This is a genomic window from Ancylobacter dichloromethanicus, from assembly GCF_018390645.1.
GTDB classification, from domain to species: Bacteria; Pseudomonadota; Alphaproteobacteria; order Rhizobiales; family Xanthobacteraceae; genus Ancylobacter; species Ancylobacter dichloromethanicus.
In genome coordinates, this window is the sequence record NZ_JAHBGC010000010.1 from 33,722 (window position 1) to 54,099 (window position 20,378).

The 20,378-nt window shown below is 68.7% G+C and carries 20 protein-coding genes; 6 read left to right on the top strand and 14 right to left on the bottom strand.

Annotated features, from left to right (window positions below; translation table 11 throughout):
* Positions 1-16: 16 nt before the first annotated feature.
* The 6 genes from KHC23_RS05460 to KHC23_RS05485 are packed head-to-tail and all read left to right on the top strand — an operon-like array spanning position 17 to position 6,059.
* Positions 17-1,000 (top strand): ABC transporter permease, encoded by a 984-nt coding sequence (locus tag KHC23_RS05460; protein WP_213370285.1) that lies wholly within the window; start codon positions 17-19, stop codon positions 998-1,000.
* Complete coding sequence (locus tag KHC23_RS05465; protein WP_213370287.1) at positions 997-1,929, top strand: ABC transporter permease; 933 nt, start codon at positions 997-999, stop codon at positions 1,927-1,929. The genes KHC23_RS05460 and KHC23_RS05465 overlap by 4 nt, the downstream gene beginning before the upstream one ends.
* On the top strand, positions 1,926-2,906 hold the full coding sequence (locus KHC23_RS05470) for an ABC transporter ATP-binding protein (RefSeq protein ID WP_213370289.1): 981 nt from the start codon (positions 1,926-1,928) through the stop codon (positions 2,904-2,906). Before KHC23_RS05465 ends, KHC23_RS05470 begins: the two co-directional genes overlap by 4 nt.
* Complete coding sequence (locus KHC23_RS05475) at positions 2,906-3,961, top strand: ABC transporter ATP-binding protein (protein WP_246544278.1); 1,056 nt, start codon at positions 2,906-2,908, stop codon at positions 3,959-3,961. Before KHC23_RS05470 ends, KHC23_RS05475 begins: the two co-directional genes overlap by 1 nt.
* A complete protein-coding gene (locus tag KHC23_RS05480) occupies positions 3,958-5,460 on the top strand; it encodes an amidohydrolase family protein (RefSeq protein ID WP_213370293.1) in 1,503 nt (500 codons plus the stop codon). The genes KHC23_RS05475 and KHC23_RS05480 overlap by 4 nt, the downstream gene beginning before the upstream one ends.
* Positions 5,461-5,468: 8 nt before the next feature.
* Positions 5,469-6,059: a GAF domain-containing protein gene (locus KHC23_RS05485; protein ID WP_213370295.1), complete on the top strand. Its 591-nt coding sequence runs from the start codon at positions 5,469-5,471 to the stop codon at positions 6,057-6,059.
* A gap of 36 nt (positions 6,060-6,095) precedes the next feature.
* On the opposite strand, the gene KHC23_RS05490 is transcribed toward KHC23_RS05485, so the two are convergent.
* The 14 genes from KHC23_RS05490 to KHC23_RS05555 form a co-directional block, all read right to left on the bottom strand.
* Positions 6,096-7,028 carry a ribokinase gene (locus KHC23_RS05490; protein WP_213370297.1) on the bottom strand — a complete coding sequence of 311 codons (933 nt, stop codon included), beginning with the start codon at positions 7,026-7,028 and terminating at the stop codon, positions 6,096-6,098.
* A gap of 26 nt (positions 7,029-7,054) precedes the next feature.
* The gene (rpiB, locus tag KHC23_RS05495; RefSeq protein ID WP_213370299.1) at positions 7,055-7,501 is read right to left on the bottom strand and encodes a ribose 5-phosphate isomerase B; all 447 of its coding nucleotides are present in this window, start codon (positions 7,499-7,501) and stop codon (positions 7,055-7,057) included.
* A 75-nt stretch (positions 7,502-7,576) separates the two neighbouring features.
* A complete protein-coding gene (locus tag KHC23_RS05500; RefSeq protein WP_213370301.1) occupies positions 7,577-8,377 on the bottom strand; it encodes a transporter substrate-binding domain-containing protein in 801 nt (266 codons plus the stop codon).
* A 33-nt stretch (positions 8,378-8,410) separates the two neighbouring features.
* Positions 8,411-9,169 (bottom strand): amino acid ABC transporter ATP-binding protein, encoded by a 759-nt coding sequence (locus KHC23_RS05505; protein WP_213370303.1) that lies wholly within the window; start codon positions 9,167-9,169, stop codon positions 8,411-8,413.
* A gap of 31 nt (positions 9,170-9,200) precedes the next feature.
* Entirely contained in the window at positions 9,201-9,863 is a 663-nt protein-coding gene (locus tag KHC23_RS05510) for an amino acid ABC transporter permease (protein WP_213370305.1), read from the bottom strand.
* A 10-nt stretch (positions 9,864-9,873) separates the two neighbouring features.
* The gene (locus tag KHC23_RS05515; protein WP_213370307.1) at positions 9,874-10,557 is read right to left on the bottom strand and encodes an amino acid ABC transporter permease; all 684 of its coding nucleotides are present in this window, start codon (positions 10,555-10,557) and stop codon (positions 9,874-9,876) included.
* Positions 10,558-10,610: 53 nt separating this feature from the next.
* Positions 10,611-11,519 (bottom strand): NAD(P)-dependent oxidoreductase, encoded by a 909-nt coding sequence (locus KHC23_RS05520; protein ID WP_213370309.1) that lies wholly within the window; start codon positions 11,517-11,519, stop codon positions 10,611-10,613.
* 30 nt (positions 11,520-11,549) lie between these two features.
* Positions 11,550-12,302 (bottom strand): FadR/GntR family transcriptional regulator, encoded by a 753-nt coding sequence (locus tag KHC23_RS05525; RefSeq protein ID WP_213370311.1) that lies wholly within the window; start codon positions 12,300-12,302, stop codon positions 11,550-11,552.
* A gap of 266 nt (positions 12,303-12,568) precedes the next feature.
* Positions 12,569-13,615 carry an FAD-binding oxidoreductase gene (locus KHC23_RS05530; RefSeq protein ID WP_213370313.1) on the bottom strand — a complete coding sequence of 349 codons (1,047 nt, stop codon included), beginning with the start codon at positions 13,613-13,615 and terminating at the stop codon, positions 12,569-12,571.
* On the bottom strand, positions 13,615-14,856 hold the full coding sequence (locus KHC23_RS05535; RefSeq protein ID WP_213370314.1) for an aromatic ring-hydroxylating oxygenase subunit alpha: 1,242 nt from the start codon (positions 14,854-14,856) through the stop codon (positions 13,615-13,617). The genes KHC23_RS05530 and KHC23_RS05535 overlap by 1 nt, the downstream gene beginning before the upstream one ends.
* A gap of 34 nt (positions 14,857-14,890) precedes the next feature.
* Positions 14,891-15,946: a GlxA family transcriptional regulator gene (locus tag KHC23_RS05540; protein WP_213370316.1), complete on the bottom strand. Its 1,056-nt coding sequence runs from the start codon at positions 15,944-15,946 to the stop codon at positions 14,891-14,893.
* A gap of 94 nt (positions 15,947-16,040) precedes the next feature.
* Positions 16,041-17,219 (bottom strand): NAD(P)/FAD-dependent oxidoreductase, encoded by a 1,179-nt coding sequence (locus KHC23_RS05545; RefSeq protein WP_213370318.1) that lies wholly within the window; start codon positions 17,217-17,219, stop codon positions 16,041-16,043.
* Positions 17,206-18,810, bottom strand: a complete 1,605-nt coding sequence (locus KHC23_RS05550; protein WP_213370320.1) for an FAD/NAD(P)-dependent oxidoreductase — start codon at positions 18,808-18,810, stop codon at positions 17,206-17,208. Before KHC23_RS05550 ends, KHC23_RS05545 begins: the two co-directional genes overlap by 14 nt.
* Positions 18,807-20,159, bottom strand: a complete 1,353-nt coding sequence (locus KHC23_RS05555; RefSeq protein WP_213370322.1) for an MmgE/PrpD family protein — start codon at positions 20,157-20,159, stop codon at positions 18,807-18,809. Before KHC23_RS05555 ends, KHC23_RS05550 begins: the two co-directional genes overlap by 4 nt.
* Positions 20,160-20,378: the final 219 nt, after the last annotated feature.

Here is a 20,378-nt window from a genome sequence, read left to right on the forward strand (position 1 = left end):
AAAGGGAGGCCGCGACATGAGTTTCGTTCTCGGACGGCTCGGGCAGACCGTGCTCGTGCTGCTGGTCGCGGCCTTCGTCAGCTTCTCGCTGTTCCGCTATGTCGGCGATCCCGTGAACAACATGGTCGGCCAGAGCGCCAGCCTCGCCGACCGCGAGGCGATGCGCGCGGCGCTGGGGCTGGACGACGCCTTCATCCTCCAGTTCGCCCGCTTTGTCGGCAATGCGCTCACCGGCGATTTCGGCATGTCCTACCGCTTCGGCCAGCCGGTGGCGACGCTGATCGCCGAGCGTTTCCCGGCGACGCTGGAGCTGGCGCTGATCTCCATGCTCATCGCCACCGGCCTCGGCGTGCCGCTCGGCGTGTGGACCGCGCTCAACCGTGACCATTGGCTGTCGCAGGTGCTGCTCGCCGCTTCTCTGATCGGCGTCGCGTTGCCGACCTTCCTTATCGGTATCGCCCTCATCCTGTTCTTCTCGGTCTGGCTCGGCTGGCTGCCTTCCTTCGGGCGCGGCGAGGTGGTGCGGATCGGGGGCTGGACCACCGGCCTCTTGACCGTCGGCGGGCTGCGCGCGCTTGTCCTGCCCAGCATCACGCTGGGCGTGTTCCAGCTGGCGCTGATCCTGCGGCTGGCGCGGGCGGAGATGCTGGAGGTGATGCGCGCCGACTTCATCCGCTTCGCCCGGGCGCGGGGGTTGAAGCCGCGCGCCATCCAGTACCGGCATGCGCTGCGCAACACGCTGGTGCCTGTTGTGACCATGATCGGCCTGCAGTTCGGCAACGTCTTCGCCTTCTCGATCATCGTCGAGACGGTGTTCCAGTGGCCCGGGCTGGGGCTGCTGGTGATCCAGGCGATCCAGTTCGCCGACGTGCCGCTGCTTGCCGCCTATCTCGTGTTGATCGCGCTGTGCTTCGCCGTCATCAACCTCGCGGTGGACCTCGCCTATGTCGCCATCGACCCGAGGGTGCGGTCAGGCGGTGGCGTCAGGAGGACGGCATGAGCCTCGTCGAGATGGGCCGTACCGTCGGCAGCTGGTGGCAGGGCGATGTTGCCTATCGCTTCCGACGCTCGCCGGTGGCGATCCTCGCCGCCCTGGTCGGCCTTGCGCTGCTGGTGGCGGCGATGGGCGCGCCGGTGCTGGCGCCCTATGACGCCTTCGACCCCGCCGCCGCCAATGCCGCCGATGCGCGCCTGCCGCCGGGCGGCGAGGGATTGTTCGGCGATACCTATCTGCTCGGCACCGACCCGCAGGGCCGCGACATGCTCTCGGCCATGCTCTACGGGCTGCGCACCTCGCTGGTGGTGGGGCTCGCCAGCGTGGCGGCGGCGGCCATCGCCGGTGTGCTGCTGGGCCTCATGGCCGGCTATTTCGGCGGCGTGCTCGACGCCTTCATCATGCGGGCGGCGGATGTGCAGCTGAGCTTTCCCGCCATTCTCATCGCCCTGCTGATCGACGGCGTGGCGCGCACCGCCATGCCCTCGGCGCTCCACGCGGAACTGGCGGTGCCGATCCTGATCGCCGCCATCGCCGCCTCCTTCTGGGTGCAATATGCGCGCACGGTGCGCGGCCTCGTGCTGGTGGAGCGCAGCCGCGAATATGTGCTGGCGGCGAAAGTGACCGGGGTCAGCACGGCGCGCATCCTGCTCACCCACATCCTGCCCAACGTGCTGGGCCCGGTGCTGGTGATCGCCACCATCAACCTGGCGCTGGCCATCCTGACCGAATCCACCCTGTCCTTTCTCGGCGTCGGACTGCCCTCGACCCAGCCCTCGCTCGGCTCGCTGGTGCGCATCGGCAACGAGTTCGTGTTCTCCGGCGACTGGTGGATCAGCGCGCTGCCGGGGCTGCTGCTGGTGCTGCTGTCGCTGTCGGTGAACATCTTCGGCGACTGGCTGCGCGACGCGCTCAACCCGAAGCTTGCCTCATGAGCGCGCTGCTTTCCGTACAGGGGCTGCGCGTCGAGATCGCCCAGCGCCATCGCGTGCTCACCGCCGTCGACGACGTGTCGTTCGACATAGCGGCGGGCGAGATCCTCGGCGTGGTTGGCGAGTCCGGCGCCGGCAAGTCGGTCACCGGCACCGCCGTTCTCGGCCTGCTGGAGCGGCCGGCCTATCAGGCGGCGGGGCGCATCCTGTTCGACGGTCGGCGGATCGACACGCTGGACGAGGACGCCATGCGTGCCTTGCGCGGCAGGGAGATCGCCGCCGTCTTCCAGGACCCGCTGACCAGCCTCGACCCGCTGATGACCATCGGCGACCAGCTTGTCGAAACCATGCGCACCCATCTCGACCTGACGCAGGCCGAGGCGGTGGAGCGCGCCGCGCGTCTGCTGGCAGAGGTCGGCATTCCCGCGCCGCGCGAGCGGCTCGCGAGCTACCCGCACGAGATGTCCGGCGGCATGCGCCAGCGCGTGGTGCTGGCGCTCGCTTTCTGCTGCGAGCCGCGCCTGATCATCGCCGACGAGCCGACGACGGCGCTGGACGTGTCGATACAGGCGCAGATCCTCGATCTGCTGCGCGCCATGTGCCGCGAGCGCGGCACTGCGGTGATGCTGGTGACGCACGATATGGGCGTGATCGCCGAAGTCACCGACCACGTCGCGGTGATGTATGCCGGCCGGCTGGTCGAAGTCGGTCCGACCCGCCGGCTGCTCGCCGCGGCGGCCCATCCCTATACGCGCGGGCTGATGGCCTCGATCCCCGACATGTACCGGCGGGATGAGGAGCTGATGCAGATTCCCGGCTCCATGCCCCGTCTCGACGCGCCGGTGCCGGGCTGCGCCTTCCATCCCCGCTGCCCGCAGGCGCTCGCGCGCTGCGCCGGCGAACGGCCACCGAGCTTCACCACCGGGGCGTCGCAGGTCGCCTGCTGGCTCGCCGACCCCGCCGGGCGGAGTGCGGCGTGATGGTGGCGAAGGACACGATCCTCTCGGTCGACCGGCTCACCGTGCGCTTCGACGCCTCGCCGCCGCTGCTGAAGCGGCTGGTCACCGGCGCCGGCCGGCGCACCGTGCATGCGGTGGAGGAGGTCGATTTCGAGGTGGCGCGGGGCTCCACCTTCGCGCTGGTCGGCGAATCCGGCTGCGGCAAGTCGACCATCGCCCGCACCATTGCCGGCATCCAAGCGCCTACAGGGGGCAGCATCTCCTTCATGGGCGTGGACATTGCCGGCTTCCGCACCCGCCACGCCGCCATGCCTTACCGGCGCAACCTGCAGATGATCTTCCAGGACCCTTATGCCAGCCTGAACCCGCGCTGGCGGATCGGCCGCATCGTCGCCGAGCCTATCCTGACTCATGGCCTGATGAAGCCTGGGGCGGCGCTCAAGGCGCGGGTGGCCGAGTTGCTGGAGACGGTCGGCCTGTCCCCCGGCGACACCGCCAAGTTTCCGCACCAGTTCTCCGGCGGCCAGCGCCAGCGCATCTCTATCGCCCGGGCGCTGGCGTCCAACCCGGCTTTCGTCGTCTGCGACGAGCCGACCTCGGCGCTCGACGTCTCGGTGCAGGCGCAGATTCTCAACCTGATGAAGAGGCTGCAGCGCGAGCGGGGGCTGACCTATCTGCTGATCTCGCACAACCTCGCCGTGGTTGCCCACATGGCCGACGCGATGGGGGTGATGTATCTCGGCCGGCTGGTGGAGCAGGGCAATGCCGCACAGATCCTCGCCCGGCCGCTGCATCCCTATACGCGGCTGCTGCTCGACACCGTGCCCAACCCTCGCGCGCCCAACCGTGCCCGCGCCCGGCTTTCCGGCGAGGTGCCGAGCCCGCTCGCCCCGCCTTCCGGCTGCGCCTTCCACCCGCGCTGCCCGCTGGCCAATGCGCGCTGCGCCCGCGAGCGGCCCCAGCCGATCCGCGTCGAGGCGGCTCTCGTCGCCTGCCATGCCGTGGAGGAGGGGCGGCTGCCGTCCCGCCCGCGGGCCAATGAGAACTGCCTCGCCATCCCGGGAGATGCCGCGTGAAGACCACCATCCTCAACTGCCATGCCCTGACAGGGGAGAACGCCACTCCGACGCCCGCGCCGGTCGATATCGAGATCGAGGGCCGGCTCATCACCGAGGTTCGCCCGGCTGGCGCACGCGAACCCGCCGCCGGCACGGTGATCGACGGGCGCGAGCTTTTGATCGCCGCCGGCCTCATCAACGGCCACCACCACAGCCATGAGGGCTTCTACAAGGGCCGCAAGGACAACCTGCCGCTCGAGCTCTGGATGAACTATGTCCGCCCGCTCAAGCCGATCGAGCTGACGCCGCGCGACGTCTATCTGCGCACCATGATCGGCGCCATCGAGGCGGTGAGGAGCGGCACCACCACGCTGTGCGACGACACCAACCAGAGCCCGCGCATCCGCCCGGACCATGTCGAGCAGGTGTTCCAGGCCTATGAGGACATCGGCATCCGCGCCAATGTCGGCATCACCCTGTTCGACAAGCCGTTCTTCCGCGCCGTGCCCTTTGTCGACGAGGAGTTTCCCAAGGAACTGCTCGCCGAGTTCGACGGCACCCGCATGTATAGCGGCGCCGAGCTGCTGGACTTCGTGCGCGGGCTTGCGCGCGACCGCCATCCCTCGACCAACCGCGTCGCCTACATGGCCGCGCCGTCGGCGCCGCAGCGCTGCACCCAGGAATTCCTGCTCGACGTGCGCCGCATGGCCGATGATTTCGACCTCCCGCTGATGATCCATGTGCAGGAGACTCGGATGCAGGTGGTGACCGGCCATCTGTTCTACGGCTCGACCATGATCGAATATCTCCACCGCATCGGCTTCATGAAGCCGAAGACGGCGTTCATCCACGGCATCTGGCTGAACCCCCGCGAGATCGACCTTCTCGCCAGCACCGGCGTGTCGATCCAGCACAACCCGCCCTCCAATCTGAAGGTCGGCTCGGGCCTCGCCCCGGTGCGCGCGCTGCTGAAGGCGGGGGTGAATGTGAGCCTCGGCACCGATGGCTGCGGTTCGATCGAGGGCACCGACATGCAGAACGCGCTTTATCTCTCGGCGCTGCTGCAGAAGCTGCGCGGCGACCACACCGACTGGGTCGGCGCCGAGGAGGCGTTCCATGCCGCCACCATGGGCGGCGCCCGGGCGCTGGGCCGCGGGCAGGAGCTCGGCGCTGTGGAGGCGGGGCGCGTCGCCGACATCGTCGGTTACCGGCTCGACCGCATCCCCTTCACTCCGCTCAACAATGCGGTGAACCAGCTGGTCTATGCGGCGAGCCGGGCCGAGGTCGATCTCGTCATGGTCGATGGCGAGGTGATCGAGCGTGACGGCAAGCTGACCCGCATCGACGAGGCGGCGATCATCGAGGAGATCCGCGAGGCGCACAGCCGTATCGAGCCGCAGCTCTCCGCCTCGGAGGCCGATGTCGAGCGCATCTCGCCCCATTACGAGCGCATCTACCGCCGCTGCCAGTGCATGAACATCGCTGCCGACACCTATCCCGCCCGCCTCAGCCATTGAGTGACATCATGCCCCGTCCCGCCGATTTCCACGCCCGCGCCATCGAGGTGCTGCACGACGCCAATGAGGCGGCCTGGCGCGAGAGCGACCCCGAGGAAGGGGTGCGCCATTTCACCAATGCCACGCGCGGTCTGCTCGGCGATCCGGACGCGGTGAACCAGCCGGGCGCGCTGAAGCCGGGCGAGACCCAGTTCGTCGTCTCCGCCTGCTTCTTCATCGCCCCGAGCCGCGACCACATGATCGTGTTCGCCGACAATTTCGGCCTCGGACGGGCCCGCATCTCGGTCACCGACAGCCGGCCCGGTCACGCGGTGCAGACGAAACAGGCGGCGGTGGTGCCGAACACCGATGTCGACCCGATCTTCCGCCAGATCATCAAGACCGGGCGCGTCGGCTGCTCGATCTATGTGCCCGTGATGTGGAAAGGCGAGGTGATCGGCATGTTCAATACCGCCTCGCAGGCCCGCTACATCTATGACGAGACCGACATGCGGGTGCAGAAGCTGTTCGCCGCCTGCGCTTCCGCGGTCTGGATGGGCCTGGGCGGGCCCGAGCGGGTCGCCGACGTCGCGGCAAGCCTGGGGCCGTGGAACGGGTAAGACGTCATCAAGGCCGGCGGCCCGATCGTCGAGGGATCAGCGGGATAGCCAGGCATCCAGTTGCTGGCGGTCCGGCATCCCGTCCTGCGCTCCGGTCGCGAGACAGGCCATCGAGGCCGCGGCGCAGGCGCGGCGCAGAGCCGCATCGAGGTCTGCACGCGAGCCTAGGTCTGCAGGCGAGCCGAGTTCGCTGGCAAGCACACCGACGAAGGTATCGCCGGCGCCCGTGGTGTCGACCGGGGTGACGGGAGGCGCCGGCGTGTGGCGCACCGTTCCGTCCGGCAGGCAGGCAAACGCACCGGAAGCACCGGCGGTGACGACGCAGACCATCCCGCCCCGGCGGGCGACAAGCTGCCCCGCCGCCTCAATGTCCGTCGCGCCGCCGAGCGCGCGGGCCGCCATGAGCGCCTCGATCTCGTTCACGACGAAGATATCCGTGGTCGCGAGGATGTCGCGCAGCGCCGCCTCGGACAGGCCGGCCGGCGCGGGGGCGAGGTTCCACAGCACCCGGCCGCCCGCCGCCTTCACCTTGCGCGCGGCGGCGAGGCTCGCCTTTGGTGGCACCTCCATCTGCATCACTGCCAGCGTGCCGGGGCCGATTTCCCGATCGGGCAGGTCGCTGGCCTCCACCGCGCCATTGGCGCCGCTCGCGACCGTGATGGCGTTCTCGCCGGCGGCGTCGACGGTGATGAAGGCGCAGCCGGTCGGCTCGGTGGCGGTGACAATTGCGCCGGTGTCGACGCCATTGGCGGCGAGATTGGCGCGGCAGGCTTGCCCGAACGCGTCGCCGCCGACGCGGCCGATCATCGCCACGCGGCCGCCCATCCGCGCCGCCGCCACCGCCTGGTTGGCACCCTTGCCACCGAACAGCGTGCGGTATCCCGGCGACAGCACGGTTTCCCCCGGCCGTGGAATGGCGGCGACGGAGGCGACGAGGTCCATGTTGATCGAGCCGAAGACAAGGATCATGCGCGTCTCCTCACCGCCCGCCGGTTTCAGCCTTCGGCATCCATCTGGTGCAGCTTCTCCACCCGACGGCGGAATTCCTCGTCGGTGGAGAATTCGGCGGCGAGATAGGAGGTCACGAGATCCTGCGCCAGCCAGGGGCCGATGATCTGAGCGCCGATGCACATGACGTTGACGTCATCATGCTCGACCGACTGGTGGGCGGAATGGATGTCGTGGCACACGGCGGCGCGGATGCCCTTCATCTTGTTGGCGGCGATGGAGGCGCCGACGCCGGTGCCGCAGACCATGATGCCGCGCTCGGCCTCGCCGGAGGTGACCTTCGCCGCCACCTGGCGGGCGATGTCGGGGAAGTCGACCGGCTTGTCGTCATACGAGCCGACATCGATCACCTCGTGCCCGAGGCCGCGTATGTGGTCGATGACGGCGCCCTTCAGCGACCAGCCGGCATGATCGGATCCAATGACAAGGCGCATGTTGTGTTTCCTTGAAGTGCGGGAAGGCGGCGGCGCCGGTTCGCGGGCGCCGCCGGTTGGAGGCGGTGGAAGCGATCAGCTGGCGCCGCGCATGTTCTCCGGCAGGTCGGTGCCGTGATATTTCTTGTAGATCGCGTTCAGCTTGCCGTTGGCGATGTTGGTGGCGATCCATTCATTGAGCTTCGCGACCAGGTGCGGCTCGCCCTTCTTCACGCCCATGGCGAGATTGAAGGTCGTGATCAGTACCTTCGGCTCGAACGGGCGGGCGGGATTCTTCACGCCGATCTGGTTGACGATGGTGCCCGAGGTGGCGATGAAATCGGCCTGGCCGGTCACCGCCGCAGTCACCATGGTGGCGTCGTCGTCATAGCGCGCCACCTCGAAACCGCCGCCATCCTTGGCGCGGTTGGTGAGGGCGGTGTCCTGGGTGGTGCCGCGCGACACGGCGATGGTCTTGCCCTTCAGGCCGTCCCAGTCCTTGACCTCGATCGACTTGAGCCCACCGACCACCGATTCCAGAGCGGCATAGGGGTCGGTGAAGTCGATCACCTTGGCCCGCTCGGGGGTGACAGAGAGGGTAGAGATGACCACGTCCGCCTTGTTGGTCTGCAGGTTGGGAATGCGGGTGGCGCCGGTGGTCTGGACCCACTCGATCTCAAGGCCGAGGTCCTTGGCGAGAAGCTCGGCGGTGTCCACGTCGGAGCCGGTCGGCTTCATGCTGGCGTCCATCATCCCGGAGGGCGGAATGGCGAGGTCGGTGGCGATGCGGATCTTCTTCGCCGCCATGATGTTGTCGAGCAGGTCGGCCCGGGCGACGGTGCCGCCGAGGAAGCATGCTGCCGCCACGGCGGCCGCGAACATCGTATGCTTGATCATGCGTCTCTCCCTTGTTTACTTTGTTTTGAAGGCTCAGAGCCCCGTGCCGACGAACTGCGCGAGTTCGGGCGTGGAGGGCGATGAGAGGATGTCGGCCGATCCCGCTTCGTGGACCTTGCCCTTGTGCATGAACACCACCTGGTCGGCGATGCCGCGCGCGAAGCTCATCTCATGGGTGACCAGAACCATGGTCATGCCCTCGGTAGCGAGCGCCTCGATGACCTTCAGCACCTCGCCGGTAAGTTCCGGGTCGAGCGCCGACGTCACCTCGTCGAACAGCATCACCTTGGGCTGCATGGCGAGCGAGCGGGCGATGGCGGCGCGCTGCTGCTGGCCGCCGGAGAGCTGCTCGGGATAGGCGTGCAACTTCTCCTCCAGCCCCACCTGGGCCAGCACCTTGGCGGCGAGGGCGCGGGCCTCGGCCTTCGGCACCTTCTTTACCGAATGCGGGGCGAGGGTGATGTTCTCCTCGATGGTGAGGTGGGGAAACAAATTGTAGCTCTGGAACACGATGCCGACGTCCTGGCGCAGCGCCCGCACGTCGAGCCGGGCATCATCGACCCGCCGGCCGCAGACCTCGATCTCGCCATTGTCGATGGTCTCGAAGCGGTCGATGCAGCGCAGCGCGGTGCTCTTGCCCGACCCCGAGCGGCCGATGAGCACCATCACCTCGCCGCGCGGGACGGTGAAGCTGACGCCGTCGAGCACCTTGAGCGGGCCGAAGCTTTTGTGGACGTTGCGCAGCGCCACGACCGGCGCGGCGGCTGCGGGAGGGGCGGAATGGGCGTTCATGGGCGGTTTCCTTCGCTGTCCCCGGGCCGTGTCACGCAAGTGCCGGCTTCTTCTGGAGGGCCGTGCGCTCCAGCCGGCGGCTGAGGCGCGAGAGCGGGTAGCAGAGCGAGAAGTAAACAACGGCGATGATCGAGTAGATGATGAACGGCTCGAACAGCGAGTTGTTGATGATTTGGCCCGACCGCGTCAGTTCGACGAAGCCGACCACCGAGGCGAGCGAGGTGTTCTTGATGATCTGCACCATGAAGCCGACGGTGGGCGGCGTGGCGATGCGGATGGCCTGCGGCAGGATGACCTTGATCATGCGCTGGCCGCGCGACAGAGCGAGGCCTTCGGCCGCCTCCCATTGCTGCTTCGGCACCGCCTCGATGCAGCCGCGCCAGATCTCGCCGAGATAGGCGGCGACGAAGATCGTCATCGAGGCGCCGGCGGCCAGCAGCGGCGAGATGTTGAAGCCGATCGCCGCCAGCCCGAAGAAGGACAGGAACATGATGACCAGCAGTGGCGTGCCCTGGATAAGTTGCACATAGCTGGCCGCGAGCAGGCGCACGGCGCGGCTCGACGAGACCCGGCCTAGCGCGACCAGGAAGCCGAAGGTGCCGCCGCCGACCAGCGCGATGGCGGAAAGCCCTACGGTCCAGAGCGCGCCATGGGCGAGGAAGAGCAGATGATTGATGTTCAGATCGCCGCCCATGATCATCTCCTCACAGCGGGGTGCCGAGACGGCGGCGGCGCGGGAACAGCGCCAGCCCCAGCAGCCAGAAGCCGAACCGCATGACGAAGGACAGCGCGATGTAGATGAACGCGACGACGATGTAGGTCTCGAAGGAGCGGTAGGTCTCGGACTGGATGTAGTTGGCGACCGCGGTCAGTTCCTCGGCCGAAATCTGCGAGGTGACCGAGGAGGCCAGCATGAGCAGCACGAACTGGCTGGTGAGCGCGGGGTAGACCCGCTCGATGCCTGGCCAGATGATGACATGCCAGTAGATCTGCGCCCTGGAGAGGCCGAGCCCTTCCGCCGCCTCGATCTGCCCCTTGTGGATGGAATCGAAGCCCGCCCGCATGATCTCCGTCGTGTAGGCGCCGACATTGATGGTCAGCGCCACGGCGGCGACGGTGAAGGCGGAGAATTTCAGCCCGAGGCTGGAAAGGCCGAAATAGACCAGGAAGATCTGCACCAGCAGCGGCGTGTTGCGGATCGCCTCGACATAGGCGCCGCACAGACGCTCCACCAGCGCATTGCCGCCGCGCCGGCCGATGGCGCCGAAAACGCCGATGGCCGCGCCGCAGATCACCGCGATGAAGGCGAGCTGAAGCGTCAGCGCCGCCCCGTCGAGCAGGGCGCGCCAGCGCTCCAGAACGACCGAGAAATCAAGTTCGAGACCCATGGGGGAGGCTCCACCCAACTGTCCGGAAGGCGTGCGAGGTATCCGGCGACGGCTCAGCCATTGCCCGGGGGGCGTGGCTGGTTGGCCATGCGGTCATAGACGCGGAACAGCGCCTGGTTGCCGTTCGCGCCTTCGCCATGGGCGCGCGCCTCGACATACTGGCTGGTCACCAGCGCGGTCGCCGGCAGCGGCACGGAGAGCGCGAGCGCCTGTTCCTGCACGAGGCGCAGGTCCTTCAGCATCAGGTCGATGCGGAAGCCGGCCGCGTCGTCGCCGGCGATCATCGCCGGGCCGAGCTTGTCGAGCATCCACGAGGCGGCGGAACCGCCGAGAAGCACCTGCCGGAGCTGGTCGAGATCGACGCCGAAGGCGCGGCCGAGCGCGAGAGCCTCGCAGACCGCCTGGATGTTGATGCCGCAAATGAGCTGGTTGCACAGCTTCACCGCCTGGCCGGCACCCGGTCCGCCGACATGGTTGATCGTCGTGCCCATCGCCGCGAAGAATGGCCGGGCGCGGGCAAAGGCATCGGCGTCGCCGCCGGCCATGATGGAGAGGGCTGCGTTCTTGGCCCCGACAGGGCCGCCGGAAACCGGGGCGTCGAGCAGGTCGATGCCCGCGCCCTTCAGTTCGGCCGCCATGCGCTGCACCGCCACCGGCGAGATGGTGCTCATGTCGACGACGAGCCGCCCGCGCGGTGGATCGGCCAGCAGGCCGCCGGCGCCGCGCACGACTTCTTCGACCTGCGGCGTGTCGGGCAGCATGGTGATGGCGATGTCGGCGTCGCGGGCTGCATCGGCGGGTCCGCTGGCCGCCTCGGCACCGAGCGCGACAAGAGCCTCGATGGCCGTCGGCACGACGTCGAACGCGCGCACGGCGAAGCCGGCTTCGAGGAGATTGCGTGCCATTTCGCGGCCCATCGTGCCGAGGCCGATGAAGCCGACGCTTCCTTGTTTCCGTCCCATAGCATCCTGCGTTTTTTGTTGTGGCGAGGATCAGTCGAGCTTGTCGGCCCGGTGCCCTCCCTCGATGGCCAGTTTCCGGCGGAACTCGTCGCCGATGGCGAAATGCTCGCGCAGCGAACGGTCGGCGACCTCGGGGTCGCCGCCGACGATGGCGTCGAAGACGCGCTTGTGGTCCTCGATCAGATAGGTGCGCATGTCGAAGACGCGCACGAGATGGCGGCGGTCGACATGCGAGCGCATCAGCACCGCGGACATGGAATCGTAGAGCACCCGCAGCGTCTCGGAGCCGCTGGCCTGAACGATGGCGTGATGGAAATCGAAATCGGCCCGGCCGCCGGCATCGACATCGTCGATGGTCGCCTCGATCCGGCGCAGCGCCGCCTGCAGGCGCTCGAGATCGCCCACGCTCGCCCGTTCGGCCGCCAGCCGGATGGACTGGCATTCCACCGCCACGCGGGCCTGGACGATGTCGTCCATCAGGTCGGCGCGATGGGCGAGGGCGAAGGTGAAGAAGTCGTTCAGCACCGAGATGTCCGGCCGGCGCACGATGGTGCCGACGCGGTCGCGGATTTCGACAATGCCCAGCACGGTGAGCGCGCGCAGCGCCTCGCGCAGGATCGGGCGGCTGACCCCCAGCTGCGCGGCGAGCTCGCGTTCCGGGATCAGCCGGTCGCCCGGCTTGAGCGCGCCGGCGAGCAGCCTTTCGCGCAGAAAGGCGAACACCTTCTCGAAGCCCTTGCCGCCCTGTTCGTCGAGGCGCGTGATTTCGAATGTCTCGTTCATCGCGGGGCTTGCAGCATCCTGGTGCACGGCCTTAGTCATGCCGTGGTCAGACCAGTGTACATACCACGGTTCCACGGTCAAGCCCGTACGCATTCGCCCGGCGCGGCGACTCGGGAATCCGGAAGCGGTTCAATGGGGTATGGGCGCGCGGCGCAGGCGGGCGCAGGACGGCAGGGACCGAAGAAGGCTTGCGCCATCGGTCGCCAGGCGGGCGCGGAGCAGCCCGCCTTCATGCGCGAGGCGCGGCGGCGGACCGGGCGCGGCACTCAGGTCCGGGTCGTGACCTCGACGTCGCCCTTCAGACGTGAGCAGCAGGCGAGGATATAGCCCTCGCGCTCCTCGCGGGCGCTGAGGCCGCCCTTGTGCGTCATCTCCACCTCGCCGCCGCGTTTCCGGACCCGGCAGGTGCCGCACATGCCTTCCTGGCAGCCGGTGGGAAGCACGATGCCGCCCGCGCGGGCGGCGGCGAGCACGGTCGTTCCGGGGCGTGTCGCGATCGCCCGGCCGTCTATGGTCAGCGTGGTGCCGGGCTGCTCAAGCAGGGCGCCCGGCATCGAGGTCGCTTCCCGTGGGCTTTCCTCCGCCTTGGAGGCACCGAAGCTCTCGATATGGAAATGCTCCGCCTGTCCGCCCTCGGCGTCGTGGATGCGCGCGACGGCGGCCATGAAGCCGGCCGGCCCGCAGCAGAACACCTCGCGCCGGGCGAGGTCCGGCATCATCAGCGCCAGCATGCGCCGGTCGATCATGCCCCGGTAACCCGTCCAGCTCTGGCCGATCGGCACATCCCCGACCAGGGTGACGACACGCAGGTTCGGCATCTGCCGGTCCAGCGCCGCCAGTTCCTCGGCGAACAGAACGTCGGCCGGCGTGCGCGCCGCATGCAGGAAGACGATGTCGACGCTCTCGCCCCGATCGGCCATCCAGCGCAACATGGACATCATCGGCGAGATGCCGCTTCCGCCGGAGATCAGTGCGAAGGCCGGCGCATGATGATGGACGATGGAAAACCGGCCGATCGGCCCCCGGGCGTCGATCTCGATGTCGGGGTGCAGCGCCTCGTGCATCCAGCGCGTCGCATGGCCACCCGGCGCCGCCTTGATGGTCAACTCCACCACTTCCGGCCGCGTCGGCGTGGAGGCGACCGTGAATGTCCGCCACACGGTTTCGCCCGGCAGGGGCAGCGCGAGCGTGACCGCCTGCCCCGGCAGGTGCCTCAAGGGCCGGCCCTCGACATCGCGGAAAACGAAGGTGACGACATCGGCCGTCTCCCGCCGGCGCCCGACGCAGGCGAGGCGCAGGTCGCGCGGCGCCATTACTCGGCCGCCACCCGGAGCCCGGGCGCGCCCGGCGGCAGGTGCTCGGCCATCGTGGACATGTACCAGCGATTGAAGTCGAGGATCATGAACTCGCCGGCAGGCGAATAGGGGCCGGGCTCATAGGCGTCCGACTGCACGCCGAGGAAGTTCTGCTCGGCCAGGTGCTGGTCCTGCTGGTTGGTGATCTGCCACACTTCGGCGAGCCGCTGGACATCATAGTCCCAGCCCTCGATCGCGTCCTCATGCACCAGCCAGGTGGTGCGCACCTCGGTCTCCATCGGCCCGCGCGGCAGCACGCGGAAATGGATGATATGGTCGGACAGGAAGTGGTTCCAGTTATTCGGCACGTGGAACATGCGCACAGAGCCGAGATCGCGCTCGGTGAGGTCGCCCACCAGCTTCTTGCAGGCCGGCTTGCCGTCCATGGTCATCGAGGTCACGCCCTCGTTGAAGGGCAGGCGGATGCAGCGGAATTCGATGCCGCCATCGGCCGGACGGTGCGGCAGGCCAAGCGCGTCCCATTCGCCCGCCTTGCGCTTCATCAATTCGCTGAACCAGTGGGTGCGGGTGTCGCTGGGCAGCGCCGCCTCGACCAGTGAGACCAGCAGTTCCGGGTGATTGCCGGCGCAGTGGTAGCACTCGCGGTTGTTCTCGATGACGAGTTTCCAGTTCGCCTTCTCGATCAGCACCGATTCGAACGCCACCTTGGTGCGCGCCGGCTGATGCGGGGCGATGTAGGGCGTCACGGTCCGCTTGAAATGGTCGAGATCGGGTGGGTTCTCGGCGAGGCAGATATAGATGAGGCCGGCAACGTTGGCGGCATGCACGGGCTTGAGCGAATAGCGCCGCGGATCGAAATCGTCCGGCATCTGGGTGGCGGAGAGCAGCGTGCCGTCGAGATCATAGGTCCACTGGTGATAGGGGCAGACCAGCCGCCCGACCGTGCCCTTGTGCTCCTGGCAGATGCGCGAGCCGCGGTGCCGGCAGGTGTTGTGAAAGGCCTGCACCTCGCCATTGTCATCGCGCACGATGATGATGGAGTTGCGTCCCAGTTCGAGGGTGAGATAGTCGCCCGGCTCCTTCACCTCGCACTCATTGCAGGCAAAGAGCCACTGCGTCCCGAAGATGGCCTTCATCTCGAAATCGAAGAGATCGCCATCGTAGTAGAGCGGCCCCGGCAGGCTGAAGCCCGCCCGGTACTGCGCCATCAGTTCGGCCACTTTATCACGCGCGCTCATCGTCGGCTCCCGGCATGCGACGATGGCAACTATCCTACTGTTTGGCCGGCGCGTCCGTCCCGAATGCGACAGCGGGTGAAAGGGAGGCGACGTCGCCTCGCTGCACCATCTGGCCGAGCTGGCGCCGACCCGCGCGCTCGCGCAGCTCGCTCGGGCGCATGCCGTAGATGCGCTTGAACCATTGGCCGAGATGCGAGGTCGAGGCAAAGCCGACGGCGACGGCGATCTCCAGGATCGGCTGGTTGGTGTAGATGAGCAATTCGCGCGCGCGATCGACGCGAAGCGAGAGGTAGTAGCGTGCCGGCGTCATGCCGAGATGCTGGTTGAACAGCCGTTCCAGCTGGCGCGGGCTCAGTCCCGCCGCCCTCGCCAGTTCGCCGACGCTGACCGTCGTCTCCAGATTGCGCTGCATGGTGTGCACGGTGCGCTGGAGCGGGGCCGGAAGGCTGCCGACCCGCCGCAGCCGGCCGCCGCGCTGCTCGTCATTGGCGTCGCGGATGCGCTCGTGGTGAAACTGGTTGGCGACCCTCTGGGCGAGGTCGGGATCATAGCGGTCGGCGATGACGTGGAGCATCATGTCCATCGCCGCCGTGCCGCCGGAACAGGTCATCCGGTCACGGTCGATCTCGTAGATCTTGCCGGTGGCGATCACCTTCGGGAAATCCTCCTCGAAGGCGGCGCCATTCTCCCAATGGATGGTGCAGCGATAGCCGTCGAGCAGCCCGGCCCAGGCGAGGAGATAGCTGCCGGTGGAGAGCGAGCCCACCGCGATTCCCCGCCGCGTCGCGCCGCGCAGCACCGCGAGGTAGCGCTTCACGTCCGTCGGGGCGATCCGCATGCCGCCGCAGACGAAGATGGCATGCGAGCCATCCAGCGCCTGCTCGACCGGCGCGGCATCGAGGCGGATGCCGTTGGAGGCCGTGACCGGTTCGCCATCGACGCTGCACAGCCGCCAGCGAAACGCCTCGCGCCCGATCAGCCGGTTGGCCGATCGCAGCGGCTCGATGGCGGAGGAAAGGCTCATCATCGAGAGGTTTTCGATCAGCAGGAAGCTGAACGTCAGTGGCTCTGCGACCGAGTCGTAGAACATGCCGGCACCGGGGACGGAGGACAGGCCTTTAGAATGGCTCAAAACCGTCATCAAGGCAACGAAACCGACATGCGCGCCGTCGATGGACCGGGTTTCAGGTTGCCATCGCCAGCGACTGCCAGCCCTGCAGCGCGGCCCAGTCCGGTTCCAGATGGGCAAAACGCCGGAGGCGGAGCGTCGACAAGTCGGCGAAGGAGCACGCACCGTCCGTCACCAACTGCTGGATGGCACGCCCGCTGGCCGGCGACAGGCCGAAGCCGACCCCCGACAGCGTGGCGACGGTGAGGTTGTCCCAGCCTTCCGCGCGGTCGATCACCGGCCGCCCGTCCGGCGTGTTCTCGATCAGGCCGGCCCAGGAGCGGATGATCCTTGCATGGCCGGCCAGCGGCAGCAGCTCGGCCACCCGCTTGGCGATGTTCTGCATCAGCGGCGTCGACGGGCGGGCGCCGCCCGGCAGTTCCTCGGTCTCCACCCATTCATGCGGTCCGCCGCCATAGGCGAGGTTGCCGCGCAAGGTCTGCCGGCCATAGAGGCCGTTGCCGTCGACGCCGCCGATCGGCATCAGCGGCAGCGCCTCGGTGACGATCATCTCGGCGCGGGCGACCTTCAGCGGGATGTCGACGTCGAGCATCGCCGCCAGCCGGCCGGTCTGCGGGCCGGCGGCGAGCACGAGGTGGTCGCAGCCGAAGCGGCCCTTGTCGGTTTCCACCGCGATCACCTTGCCACCTTCGCGAGTGAATCCGGTCACGGTGGTGTGCTGCATGACCCGTCCGCCAAGGTCCTGCAGCGCCCAGGCGAAGGCCTGCACGGTACGGTGCGGGTTGGCGTGCCCGCCGAAATGGTAGAAATGGCCGGCGAGCACATTGTCGCCGGCGAGCGGCACAAGCTCGCGCACCTGCTTCGCGTCGATCTCGTCGATGCAGAAGCCCTGGTGGCGGGCATTGACCACCGCCCGGCTGTACAGCGCCAGCTGCTTCTCGTTGAGCGCGATGCGCACGCGGTTGGCCTGGAACTCGGTGGGGTGGCCGAGCATCTCGTCCATCAGCGGCCAGAGCCGCTGCTCCTCGGCGAAAAGTGGCGAGTGATGGTGCGAGCAGCCGCCACCGTTGCGGCCCGAGGCCTCCCAGCCGACGATGCCCTTCTCGATCACGACAACATCGACGCCGGCCCGCGCCAGCCACCAGGCCGCGCTGAGCCCGGTGACGCCACCACCGACCACGACGACCGACGCCCCCCTGGCGCCGTCCGGTTGCGTGAGATCATTCGCTGGCATGGGGCTTTTCCACGGCAAGGCCGGCAACGGTGTAGTCGTCCTCGACATCCCAGAACGGCACCCATTGCCGCGGCATGCCGAACCAGGAGTCCCACTGCTCGCCGAAGGCCGCGTCTTCGGCCTGCGGCGCGGCGGCCTTGAGCGGCAGCGGGCGGACCGGGGCGCGATAGCCCGCGAGCGGCACGGCGCCGAGCGGCACGGCGGCCTGCAGCGCGAGCAGGGCCTGCACCTGCTCGCGGCAGCGCCGTCCCTGGCACGGCCCCATGCCGGCGCGGGTAAGGCGCTTGATCTGATCGGGATTGGGTGGTTCCTCTCCCAGCAGCGTCGCGAGGTTGCGCCGGCGATGGTCCGCGCCCTGCCAGTCGAGATAGCGCGGCGGGCGCACGTCAAGGATCTCGCAGGCGGTGACCTCCTCGCACTGGCAGATATAGGGCTCGCCTGTCGCCTCGATCACGCTGGCGCGGACCCAGTCCTGGCGGTAGGCGCTGATGTCGTAGGGCGCCTCGGCGGGGGGGGCGTCGCCGGGCGGGGGGGCTGGTGGCCGGGCTTCTCCCGCCATGCCCAGCGCGGCGGCGGCCGCCGCCACGGCCTGGCGAGCTTCGGCTTCGGCGATGGCGGCATCACGGCTTTTGGCGGGCCAGATGCCGGCGCAGTCGCCCACCGCCTGGATGATGTCCACGCTGGTGCGCCCCGCCGCGTCGAGCATCGGGGTGTAGCCGCCGCGCGCAGCGTGGAAGGCCAGTTCGCAGCCGGCGGCATCGAGGAGGTCGACCATCGGCACGGCGCCGATGCCGAGCACGACGAGGTCGCACGCAAGCGGACCCGAACGTGTCGCCACGCCGCATACGCCGTTGAGATCGGTGTCGACCGCGCGCACCACCTCGCCGCAGCGCAGCTCGATTCCGCTCTTGCGGAGGTCGGCGACGAGATCGGCCGGGCCGACCGGCGCGGTTGCCTGCTCGATCACGGCAGCCACCGTTATTCCGCGGGCCTGAAGGGTCAGCGCCGCCAGCAGCGCTTCCGCCGTGGTTCCCAGCACGACCGCGCGGGTGCCTTCCAGCGCGCCATAGCGCGTGGCGAGTTGCACCGCGGCGGTGGCCCCCATCACGCCCGGCTGCTCCCAGCCGGGGAAGGCCAGTCCCATGTCGCGCCGGCCGGTGGCGACGATGGCGCGTTCGAAGCTGACGAGATGCGTGCCGCCTTCCTCGTCGGCGAGGCCGGCGAGCGGCGCCGGCATCCAGCCGAGATTCGCACCATTGACGTAAAGGCCCCAGCACGCCGTGCCGAGCCGTACATCCACGCCCAGTTCGAACGCGGTGGCGAGGTCGGGCGCGCTCTCCAGCATCGCCTCCATCATGGCGTTGCGATTGCGCGCCACGCCGCCGACGCGCCCACCGAAATGCAATGGCACGCTCTCGCCCATGGTCTCGAACGGCACCGGGTTCTCGTCCAGCAGCACTACCGACAGGCCACGCCGTGCCCCTTCGATCGCCGCGGCGAGGCCGGCGGCGCCGGCGCCGACGACAAGGAGCTGGGCATGGCCTTGGACGGTGAGTTTCTTGTCGGCAACGGAGCGACGATCGACGCTCATGCCGCCTCTCCGATCGGTGCCAGCACGAGTTCGGCGAGGTCCGCGGCCGGCTTTCCGGTGCCCATCTCGCCGGTGCCCATCTCGGTGATCAGCGTCTCGATCGCCTGGCGGCGGTTGTCGCCGAGCTGACCAGCAAGGGCCTGGAACTTGGCCGAAATCTCGTCGTCCGGGAGTGGATTGGCCGGTCCGCCATCGGCCTGCGTCCATTCCGAGGTGACGTGCCGACCGTCCCGGGTGCCGAGCGAGACCACCGCGAAGCGCTCCGCCGGGAAGCGGGCGCAGATGTCGGGGTCTTCGGTCAGGCGAATGGAGGCGGAGAGGTCCAGCACCGCGGCGTCGTGCAGGCCGGCGCCGGTGATTTCGTCGGCACCCAGGCGCCCGCGCACGATCATCGCGGCCAGCGGAAACGGCAGGCTGTATTGCGCTTCCTCGGTGGTGGCGGGACGGGCGGAGGCGAGGCGCACCGCCTCGGCGAAGCTGCGGACCTCGACCTCGGCGATGTCGGCGCCGGTCAGCCCGTGCGCCGCCATCAGCCGGCGCGCGGCCTCCACCGCCGGCTGCGCCCAGCGACAGACCGGATAGGGCTTGAAATACTGTTCGAGAATATACCAGCGCGTGCCGAGATCGCCCCACAGCGCCTGCTGCCCGGGCGCTTCCATGGTGAGCGCCGGCGCGCCGGTGAAGCCGTCGGCGGCGAGATAGGCGGCGGAGACGCCGGCGAGCGCCCCCCAGCCCGAGCCGTCCTTCAGCATGGTGGGGTGGTCGATGCAGCGCATCATCTGGCTGCGCGGGCCGTGATATTCGGCGGTGCCGAGCGCCTCCCGGGTCTGCGCCGGGGAGAGCTTCAACAGCCGGGCGCCAAGCGCCGCGCAGGCCAGCGCGTTCCAGGCGCCGGAGGTGTGGTAGTCGCAGGCGCTGGCATGCAGCGCGATGCCCGCCCTCGTGGCGATCTCATAGCCGATGACGATCGAGGTCAGCACCTCGCGGTCGTCGAGGGCGAGATCCTCCGCCTCCCAGAAGGCGAGCAGCGCCGGCAGGATGGCGACGCCGGCATGACCCTTGGTGAGGGCGTGGCCGTCATGGGCGTCGAACGAGTCGATCAGCGAGGCGCCGACATAGGCGGCCCCGGCCGGCGAGACCCGCCGTCCGTCGAAGATCATGCGCGCGCCGCGCCCTTCGCCGGCGCCGAACTGGCGGGCGGCGTGATCGGTGACGATCCGCGCGAGATCGGTGCGCCGGCCGCTGGCGGCGACGCCGACGAGATCGAGCAGGCAGCGCCGCGCCAGCGCCGCGACGGGTGGCGGCAGGTCGGCATGGCGCAGATCGTGGATGAAGGTCTGGACGTTCATGATGTCGCCTCGGGACGGCCGAGGACGCATTGACCCGGACCCGCCATTTATCAATCCTTGCAGCGAGTGCACGCCGGGCACCCACCGCTTTGCGACGAGCGCAATCAGAAACACGACATGCGTCTTGGCAAGGAGAGCCGGTGCCGCGCCTGCGCCACCTTGGGCGGCCAAGGCCCGAGCTAAGGCCCGAGCTAAGGCCTCGGTTGCAGAATTGCCGGC

What these genes read in the sequence shown, in the direction of transcription:
- KHC23_RS05460 (WP_213370285.1), top strand. Translation starts at nt 17, where the DNA reads ATGAGTTTCGTTCTCGGACGGCTCGGGCAGACCGTGCTCGTGCTGCTG.
- KHC23_RS05465 (WP_213370287.1), top strand. Translation starts at nt 997, where the DNA reads ATGAGCCTCGTCGAGATGGGCCGTACCGTCGGCAGCTGGTGGCAGGGC.
- KHC23_RS05470 (WP_213370289.1), top strand. Translation starts at nt 1,926, where the DNA reads ATGAGCGCGCTGCTTTCCGTACAGGGGCTGCGCGTCGAGATCGCCCAG.
- KHC23_RS05475 (WP_246544278.1), top strand. Translation starts at nt 2,906, where the DNA reads ATGGTGGCGAAGGACACGATCCTCTCGGTCGACCGGCTCACCGTGCGC.
- KHC23_RS05485 (WP_213370295.1), top strand. Translation starts at nt 5,469, where the DNA reads ATGCCCCGTCCCGCCGATTTCCACGCCCGCGCCATCGAGGTGCTGCAC.
- KHC23_RS05490 (WP_213370297.1), bottom strand. Translation starts at nt 7,028, where the DNA reads ATGATCCTTGTCTTCGGCTCGATCAACATGGACCTCGTCGCCTCCGTC.
- rpiB (WP_213370299.1), bottom strand. Translation starts at nt 7,501, where the DNA reads ATGCGCCTTGTCATTGGATCCGATCATGCCGGCTGGTCGCTGAAGGGC.
- KHC23_RS05500 (WP_213370301.1), bottom strand. Translation starts at nt 8,377, where the DNA reads ATGATCAAGCATACGATGTTCGCGGCCGCCGTGGCGGCAGCATGCTTC.
- KHC23_RS05505 (WP_213370303.1), bottom strand. Translation starts at nt 9,169, where the DNA reads ATGAACGCCCATTCCGCCCCTCCCGCAGCCGCCGCGCCGGTCGTGGCG.
- KHC23_RS05510 (WP_213370305.1), bottom strand. Translation starts at nt 9,863, where the DNA reads ATGGGCGGCGATCTGAACATCAATCATCTGCTCTTCCTCGCCCATGGC.
- KHC23_RS05515 (WP_213370307.1), bottom strand. Translation starts at nt 10,557, where the DNA reads ATGGGTCTCGAACTTGATTTCTCGGTCGTTCTGGAGCGCTGGCGCGCC.
- KHC23_RS05520 (WP_213370309.1), bottom strand. Translation starts at nt 11,519, where the DNA reads ATGGGACGGAAACAAGGAAGCGTCGGCTTCATCGGCCTCGGCACGATG.
- KHC23_RS05525 (WP_213370311.1), bottom strand. Translation starts at nt 12,302, where the DNA reads ATGAACGAGACATTCGAAATCACGCGCCTCGACGAACAGGGCGGCAAG.
- KHC23_RS05530 (WP_213370313.1), bottom strand. Translation starts at nt 13,615, where the DNA reads ATGGCGCCGCGCGACCTGCGCCTCGCCTGCGTCGGGCGCCGGCGGGAG.
- KHC23_RS05535 (WP_213370314.1), bottom strand. Translation starts at nt 14,856, where the DNA reads ATGAGCGCGCGTGATAAAGTGGCCGAACTGATGGCGCAGTACCGGGCG.
- KHC23_RS05540 (WP_213370316.1), bottom strand. Translation starts at nt 15,946, where the DNA reads ATGTTCTACGACTCGGTCGCAGAGCCACTGACGTTCAGCTTCCTGCTG.
- KHC23_RS05545 (WP_213370318.1), bottom strand. Translation starts at nt 17,219, where the DNA reads ATGCCAGCGAATGATCTCACGCAACCGGACGGCGCCAGGGGGGCGTCG.
- KHC23_RS05550 (WP_213370320.1), bottom strand. Translation starts at nt 18,810, where the DNA reads ATGAGCGTCGATCGTCGCTCCGTTGCCGACAAGAAACTCACCGTCCAA.
- KHC23_RS05555 (WP_213370322.1), bottom strand. Translation starts at nt 20,159, where the DNA reads ATGAACGTCCAGACCTTCATCCACGATCTGCGCCATGCCGACCTGCCG.